The organism is Nocardia aobensis NBRC 100429, from assembly GCF_000308375.1.
GTDB classification, from domain to species: Bacteria; Actinomycetota; Actinomycetes; order Mycobacteriales; family Mycobacteriaceae; genus Nocardia; species Nocardia aobensis.
Genome location: NZ_BAFQ01000025.1, coordinates 36,961 through 44,772, shown reverse-complemented (window position 1 = coordinate 44,772; position 7,812 = coordinate 36,961). Strand labels below are relative to the sequence as shown.

Here is a 7,812-nt window from a genome sequence, read left to right as displayed (position 1 = left end):
CCTACCCTGGCGGCGAATACGCCATGACTGTCGCCCAGGCCGTCGAAGGCAACGACGGAATCGATCTGGGCAAGCTGCTGGCCAGCACCGGGTACGTCACCTACGACCCGGGCTTCACCAACACCGCGCCCACCAAGTCGGCGATCACCTACATCGACGGTGAGGCCGGCATCCTGCGCTACCGCGGCTACCCGATCGAGCAGCTGGCCGCGAGCTCGAACTTCATCGAGGTGAGCTACCTGCTCATCTACGGCGAGCTGCCGACCCAGGCACAGCTGGAAGACTTCACCGACCGGATCCGCCGTCACACGCTGCTGCACGAGGACCTCAAGCGCTTCTTCGACGGCTTCCCGCGCAACGCGCACCCGATGCCGGTGCTGTCCTCGGCGGTCAACGCGCTGTCGGCCTACTACCAGGACTCGCTGGACCCGCGCGACCCCGAGCAGGTCGAGCTGTCCACCATCCGCCTGCTGGCCAAGCTGCCCACCATCGCGGCCTACTCCTACAAGAAGTCGGTCGGCCAGCCGTTCCTCTACCCGGACAACTCGCTGAGCCTGGTGGAGAACTTCCTGCGCATGACCTTCGGCTTCCCGGCCGAACCCTACGAGGTCGACCCCGAGGTCGCCGCCGCGCTGGACATGCTGCTCATCCTGCACGCCGACCACGAGCAGAACTGCTCCACCTCGACCGTGCGCCTGGTCGGCTCCTCGGACGCCAACCTGTTCACCTCGGTATCCGGCGGCATCAACGCGCTGTGGGGCCCGCTGCACGGCGGCGCCAACCAGGCCGTGCTGGAGATGCTGGACGGCATCAAGGCGAACATCAACGGCGGCACCGTCGACGCCGCGGTCAAGGACTTCATCCGCAAGGTCAAGAACAAGGAAGACGGCGTGAAGCTCATGGGCTTCGGACACCGCGTCTACCGCAACTACGACCCGCGCGCGACCATCGTCAAGAAGACCGCCGACCAGATCCTCGGCAAGCTGGGCGTGCAGGACCCGCTGCTGGACATCGCCAAGGCGCTGGAAGAGGCCGCCCTGACCGACAGCTACTTCGTCGATCGCCGCCTGTACCCGAACGTCGACTTCTACACCGGCGTCATCTACCGGGCCATGGGCTTCCCGACCCGCATGTTCACCGTGCTGTTCGCGATGGGCCGGCTCCCCGGCTGGATCGCGCACTGGCGCGAAATGCACAGCGAGCCTTTGAAGATCGGCCGCCCGCGCCAGATCTACACCGGCTACGGTGCGCGCGACTACGGCGATATCGCCGGTCGCTGAATCACCTGACCCGAAGCCCGCCTTCCGTTCGGAAGGCGGGCTTCGTGCATGTCGAGGGCGGTTGCCGCGCACGGCTTTTCGCTGGTCCGCATCGGTGGACGCTGCGCCGCAAGCGGATTCGCGCACGATTACAAGCGCACGTTAAGCGGCTCGCCGGCGCTGCCCGGCACCATTGTTCTCGCAGCCCGGAAATGACGCCGGGCGCCGGATCCGGGCCTGCCTCGGAGGGGACGGCAGGCCCGGATCTGTGTTATCTGCCTCCGCTTCGCTTCGGCGGGGTTTCGGAGATGTCTTTTGTCTCCATGCATGGCACCTCGTGAAAATCCTGGTGCGCCGGGTCGTGCCGGCGTGCGATGGTCGAGGTATGGCGATCGCATCGGAGGTCACGCTCAGGCCCGCTACCGAGGAGGACATTCCCGGTATCGGCTTGCTGTTGTCGAACGCTTTCGGCGCTTCGCCCCGCGAGGACCCGGTCGTCACCGCGCAGCGGTTGAAACTGTTCCCGATCGAACGTGCGCTCGTGGCCGTGGACGGCGACCGGATCGTCGGGCACACCCGGGACACCACGATGACGCTCACGGTGCCCGGTCCCCATCCCGTCGAGGTCTGCGGCGTGGCCGGTGTCGCGGTGGCGCCGACCCATCGCCGGCGCGGGATTCTGCGCGCGATGTACACCGAATTGCACGAGCGCATCGAGGCCGCGGGGCTGCCGCTGACCATCTTCACCGCCAGCCGGGCCACCATCTACGGACGGTTCGGATACGGGCCGTGTGTGGTGGAGAACCGCGTCACCATCGACCGGCGGTTCGCCGAGTTCCGGCCCACCGCGCCGGATCCCGGCGGCGTGACCCTGAGCTCGCTCGACGACGCGATCACCGTGGCTCCCGGCATCTACGACCGCTGGCGGCGACTGGTCCCTGGCGCCCAGGCCCGCCCGCATTCGGCGTGGTTGATCCAGTTGGTCGGCAGCGGGGGCCAGGCCGCCCTGTACGCCCTCACCCATCCCGACGGGTACGCGCTCTACCGCTACGACAACCCCGAGCCCCGCGAGCTCACCGCCGAGGTGGTGGAACTGCGCGCGGTCACCGTCGAGGCGCATGCCGCCCTGTGGCGTGCCCTGCTCGGTCTGGACCTGGTGGACACCGTCACCGCCACCATCGGTGACGACGACCCGCTGCCCCACCTGCTCACCGACTCCCGCCTGGTCCGCACCGTCAGCCGTCACGACGGGCTGTGGGCCCGGCCGATGGACGTCCCCGCCGCCCTGTCCGCGCGCGCCTACGAGACGGATCTGGATGTCGTTGTCGCCGTGGACGATCCGTTCCGGCACGCCGGGGGTACCTTCGCCCTGCGCGTGCGTGACGGGCGAGCCGAATGCGAACCCACCAGCCGCACCCCCGACCTCGAGCTCGGCATCGACGTGCTGGGCAGCCTCTACCTCGGCGCGTACTCCGCCCGCACCTTCGCCGGCGCGAACCGATTGTGGGCGAAGGACTCCCGGATCGTCGCGGATGTGGACCGCGCTTTCCGGGCCGAACGCGAACCGGTCCTCGGCTGGTTCTTCTGAGCTGTCGTCCACCACTGTGGGCCGACACTCGACCGGCTCGATCCGGTGCGGCCGTCGCGACCTTCGACACCGCCCGATTCCTCGACGGACGGAGCCGCCGGTCACGCATCGGTGGACCGCTCGCGCCGGTGCCGGGCAGCAGGGCACGCTCGAGGGGAAGTTCCGTCGTCTCTGGTGAGGAGGGCACCGCCCTGGCATGCTGGGGAGGTGACCCTCATCCGGTTCGTACTGAATGTGCTCTGGTTGATTTTCGCCGGGTTCTGGCTGGCGGTGGGCTATTTCCTGGCCGGAATCGTCTGCTGCATCCTGATCATCACCATCCCGTTCGGGATCGCGTCGTTCCGGATCGGCGCCTACGTGCTGTGGCCGTTCGGCCGGGAGGTGGTGGCCAAGCCCGGAGCGGGGGCTCCCTCGCTGATCGGCAACATCATCTGGGTGATCCTCGCGGGATTCTGGCTGGCGATCGGGCACCTGGTCACCAGCATTCCGCTGTTCGTCTCGATCATCGGGATTCCGTTCGGCTGGGCGAACCTGAAACTCATCCCGGTCTCGCTGATGCCGCTGGGACGTGAAATCGTCTCCAGCGACCACGCTTTCGTGGCCTGAGCGCCCGCATCCGGACGCCGGACGGGCCCTACTCCGAGTCGGCGACCAGCTGCTTCATGATCGAGACCGCGTCGTCGAGCACCCGCAGCTGATCGGGGGTCAGACCGGACAGCTGATCGAACATCCACGCCTCGCGGGCGTTGTTCTCGTCCTGGATCAGCGCCTTGCCGGCGTCCGACAGCGACACGATGACCTGACGGCCGTCGGTGGGATGCGGATCGCGCTTGACCAGCTGCAGTTCCGAGAGCGAGGCGATCACTCGCGTCATCGACGGAGGTTGCACCCGCTCCTTGGCGGCGAGCACACCGGGAGTCATCGCCCCGTCCCTGGCCAGGGTCGCCAGAGCCGACAGTTGAGTGAGCGAAATCTGCGCGTCGGCGCGCCGGCCGCGCAGATGGCGCGTCAGCCGCACGACCGCCAGGGACAGTTCACCGGCGAGCGCGCGGATATCGGAAGGCGTTGTCACAGAGGCAAACGATACGTGACACCACATATGTGGTTCGCCGTTCCCGCCGCTATCGTTGACTTCGTGACCCCCGAGGTGCCCGAGATCCCGCCGCGGCTGACCGATCCACGTCCCGTGCTGGCCGTCGGCTCGCTGGTGTGGCTGGTGGCCACGATCGTGGTCTGGTGCAACGACAGCTGGGCCGACGCGCGGCCGATCTGTCTGATGGGGCTCGGCGTGGGACTGCTCGGCTACAGCATTTTCGTGATTCAGCGCCGCGGCGCCCGCAGAGGTGACAAAGGCGCGCAGAAAGGGCTGTGACACCGGCCGGCACGCGCCACGCCCGAGCGCGCCGACTTTACAGTGTGCGAATTGACTCATCGCGTCCTGGCGGCTTAACTCGCTTCCGTGTCCTCCCGATTGAGCGTCGAAGAACGACGAGCCCACCTCATCGAGGCCGCCATCGGCCTCGCGGAGAAAAAGGGCGTCGCCGGGGTAACTACACGCGATGTCGCGCAGGCGGCCGGGGTATCGCTCGGTGTGGTGCATTACTGTTTCGAAAACAAAGATGCGCTGATGACCGAGCTGGTCAAAGCATTGTCGATGGAATTGCGCGATTCCGTCGAGACCAATGAAACGGTCTGGCAGGAAGTCGGAAGTGGAAAAGAATCCCTTCAAAATTTGGTGCGCGCCAGCCTGGAACTGCTCTGGCTGAACATCGAATCCACACCGCAACGACAACTGCTCACCTACGAAACCACCACCTACGCTTTGCGTGAAAGTGAGCAGACCCCAGCGAAACTCGCGATCGCGCGCGAACAGTATCTGTTCAACGACGCCACCGTCGCCGACGTCCTCGAGCACGGGCGCGTGGCCACCGGAACCGAATGGCGAATTCCGGTTCAGACGTTGAGCCGATTCACCCTGAATGTCATCGACGGAATCGTTTTGCGCTGGCTCGTCGACGACGACAGCGCGGCGGTGCGCACCCAGCTCGACGTGCTGGCGGAAATGATCACCACCTACGCGAAATAGCCGCGTCGCGTATCACGAACTCGGCTGCCGCTGCACGTGGGTGGTGTCGCCCGAACGCCACCACGGCACGGCCACCGTCGCCTCGTAGGCGCCGGTGAGCCGGACCTCCAGACGATCGTGCAGCACCAGCTCACCGGCCGGTGCCGGCAATCCGAACTGCAGTCGCAACAGCACGCCCAGCGGCTCGTCCGCCCAGGTCGTGCGTTTTCCGGCGCCGAGCACCTCGGCGTGGACGGCCTCCGAGGCGGCGGCCACGTCGAGCAGCGTCGCCAGCTCGCCCGCATGCTCGATATCGCCGGCCACCAGGCGATCCGGCGGCAACGCCAAGCCGAGCCATGGCCGGTCCAGGACCAGCGCCCGATCGGGATCGATCACCGCTCCCGACAAGGCACGCACCCGCTCCGGCACGCCGATCGCGTCGAGATCCAGCTGCGGCACGGCGGCGGCGAGTCGGCGGTGGGTCTGCGAAACCGCTTCCGGTGTGGGCCTTTTCGCCGGATCGGCCAGTGCCTCGAGCAGAGCCACGGCCAGGTCCGCGGTGATGTTCGCCGGGTCGGCGAGCACCGCGTCGAGCGCCGCCAGATCGGCCGTGGAGAAACCCGGCAGCTCGGGCAGCAGATCGATGAACACCGGATCCGCGCCGGCCCGATACACGCCGAGCGGGCGGCCGTCGACCCGTGCGTGCCGGCGCAACCACCACGCGGTGTAGCCGTCGCGGTCGGCGAGCAGGCCGCGGGTGGCCGGTTCGGACAACAGCAGCCGCAGCGCCTGCGGCCACGCGTCGTCGGCGACCAGATCCAGATCCCGCACCGCCGCGAACTCCGGCGGATCTTCCGGCAAACCCTGCCACCAGCGGTCCTCGTCGTCGAGGTCGTGGTCGGGGCCGGTGGGATCGGTTTCGGTGACGACGGTGAACCCCCAGCCGACGCCGATCGCACGCAACGCCGTGGCCGGATGGTGTTGCGCGACCTCCGGGTCGAGGGTGCCGAACGGGGAATCGCCGACCAGCACCCCGGCCAGCGGGGCCCCCGGGAGCAGCAGTTCGTCGGCGGGGCGCAATTCGCCGGTGCTGTCGGGCAATTCGAGCGCGCCGAGCCACGTCGGCAACGTGACGCCGGCCGGCAGGTGGGCGGCGAGACCGAGCACGGCCTCGCGCAGATCCTCGTCGTCGGGGCGGTAATCCAGTTCGGCGCGCAGCGCGGTGTCGGTCAGCAGATCCTCCACACCGGCCTGTTGTGCGCCGAGGCGGCAGAGCAGCTCGTGCGCGGCCTCCGGGTGGGCCAGCCGCGCCCACGGCACCGCCACGGCGTCCTCGAGCTGATCGTCGAGCACCACCGTGCGGGGGCCGGTGACCAGGCGGCCGTCGGAGAGCGGAACGGCCAGCGCCCCCAACTCCTCGGCGGCGAGCGGGTCGGTGACGAACGGTTCCAGCGCGTCGTAGAGCGAATACCACCATTGCGGCGGGCGCTGCACACTTCCGGTCAGTTCGGCGACGCGGGCCAGGCCGATGCGGTGGACGTCGAGCACGCCCAGCAGTTCGGCGGTGGCTCGGCCCGACAACTCCGGAACCACCAGCGGCCCCAGCAGAGTCGCCAGCAGATCGGCGAGTTCGGTGGTGACGCCCGGAAATACACTCGCACGCGACGGCGCCGCATCGGTCCGCACCGGGGCCGCCACGTCGTCTCCGGACGTACTCGCGGTGCCGCCGAAATCGGGCAGCGCGAACCCGGCATCGGCCGGGCCGTCGCTCGCACCGGCAGCCGGGGCCAGTACCGGCAACCACGGATTTTCGCGCAGTTGCTTCACCAATGCCTCACGCAACAGGCCGTCGGCCTCGCTGCGCGCGAAGCCGGGCGCCGGAACGAGGACCAGCCGATCCCCCGGCGGCAGGGCACGGGCGAAATCCGCATAGCCCTCGGCCAATTCGGCCACCCGGGCGCCGGGCATCAGTCGGCGCCGATCCGGTTGCAGGGCGATATCGGCGATCAGCAGGGCGGGCAGGGACAATTCCTCGTCGGTGCGGGTCGGTGCGCGCAGCACATCGGCGGACGCCGCCACGGCCCGGCCGTCACGCACCGGGAGCAGCCAGCGCGCCCGCTCGGTGGTGTACTGCCACCACCGGAAGTCCTCACCGGAGGGTGCGGTGATGCAGACCCGCTGCAGGCCGTTGCCGAGATCCTCGACCGCGCGCCAGGATTCGTCGTCCCCGATCCGGATCGTATGCAGGCCCGGCAGTTCCAGTAGCAGATCCACCGCCTCGGCCCGCATGGTCGCGAGCAGGTCCGCGGCGTCGACGTCCTCGCGCAGCCAGACCACGATCTCGCTGTCGAAACCGGGCTCCGGGGCGACCGCCACCGACCAGGCCAAGCGCAGCACCGGGACGGCGGGGCCGTCCGCGCCGACGGGGAGGTCGATGCCGTTGTCGCGCAGTTCGGTCAGAGTCTGTGCCCGGGAGAAGCGCAAAGATCCTGTGGTGGAACGAAATTCCACTTCGTCACCGGCGGAGAGCACCGCCGTGAACCCGACACCGAACCGGCCGACCGCCGTGCCCGTCTTGCCCGACGCGCGCAACGCCGTCAGTGCGTGCACGCCGGAAAGATCCAGCGGCGCACCCGTATTGGCGATATGCAGAGCCCGGCCCCGCAGCCACACGGAGACCCGGCCGGAGACCCCCGCCTTGACCGCGGCGTCGGCGGCGTTCTGCGCCAGCTCGGTGAGCAACCGATCGCGGTACCCGGCCCGGACCAGATCCGCCTCGGTGGCGGCGTCCTCGCGCAGGCGAGTCGGCGAATTCCGCCATGCGGTGAGTACTCCCGCACGCAAGTCCGCGGTGCCGAACGGATCCTGTGTCACCCTTACGGCTCCCCCGCTCGCGCTCG

The 7,812-nt window shown here is 68.6% G+C and carries 7 protein-coding genes; 5 read left to right on the top strand and 2 right to left on the bottom strand.

Annotated elements, in window-relative coordinates; genetic code table 11:
- The 3 genes from RJ03_RS03420 to RJ03_RS03410 all read left to right on the top strand — a co-directional run.
- The coding region (locus RJ03_RS03420) for a citrate synthase (RefSeq protein WP_036497968.1) at positions 1-1,280 on the top strand (1,280 nt) is incomplete at its 5' end.
- Positions 1,281-1,644: 364 nt separating this feature from the next.
- Positions 1,645-2,847, top strand: coding sequence for a GNAT family N-acetyltransferase (locus RJ03_RS03415; protein WP_036497967.1), 1,203 nt, complete (start codon positions 1,645-1,647; stop codon positions 2,845-2,847).
- A 216-nt stretch (positions 2,848-3,063) separates the two neighbouring features.
- On the top strand, positions 3,064-3,453 hold the full coding sequence (locus tag RJ03_RS03410; protein WP_198163982.1) for a YccF domain-containing protein: 390 nt from the start codon (positions 3,064-3,066) through the stop codon (positions 3,451-3,453).
- A 28-nt stretch (positions 3,454-3,481) separates the two neighbouring features.
- Here RJ03_RS03410 and RJ03_RS03405 read toward each other — a convergent pair whose 3' ends face one another.
- On the bottom strand, positions 3,482-3,946 hold the full coding sequence (locus RJ03_RS03405) for a MarR family winged helix-turn-helix transcriptional regulator (RefSeq protein WP_051024228.1): 465 nt from the start codon (positions 3,944-3,946) through the stop codon (positions 3,482-3,484).
- A gap of 36 nt (positions 3,947-3,982) precedes the next feature.
- On the opposite strand from RJ03_RS03405, the gene RJ03_RS03400 reads away from it, so the two are divergent.
- Positions 3,983-4,219 (top strand): DUF2530 domain-containing protein, encoded by a 237-nt coding sequence (locus tag RJ03_RS03400; protein WP_036497965.1) that lies wholly within the window; start codon positions 3,983-3,985, stop codon positions 4,217-4,219.
- 99 nt (positions 4,220-4,318) lie between these two features.
- Entirely contained in the window at positions 4,319-4,933 is a 615-nt protein-coding gene (locus RJ03_RS03395) for a TetR/AcrR family transcriptional regulator (protein ID WP_228816590.1), read from the top strand.
- Between the two features lie 12 nt (positions 4,934-4,945).
- Here the strand turns inward: RJ03_RS03395 and RJ03_RS03390 are convergent, their stop codons facing one another.
- A complete protein-coding gene (locus RJ03_RS03390) occupies positions 4,946-7,786 on the bottom strand; it encodes a sacsin N-terminal ATP-binding-like domain-containing protein (protein WP_036497937.1) in 2,841 nt (946 codons plus the stop codon).
- Between the last annotated feature and the right edge of the window lie 26 nt (positions 7,787-7,812).

Bases quoted from the DNA above. Each gene is read 5' to 3' on its own strand.
- RJ03_RS03415 (WP_036497967.1), top strand. From the start codon at position 1,645: ATGGCGATCGCATCGGAGGTCACGCTCAGGCCCGCTACCGAGGAGGAC.
- RJ03_RS03405 (WP_051024228.1), bottom strand. From the start codon at position 3,946: ATGTGGTGTCACGTATCGTTTGCCTCTGTGACAACGCCTTCCGATATC.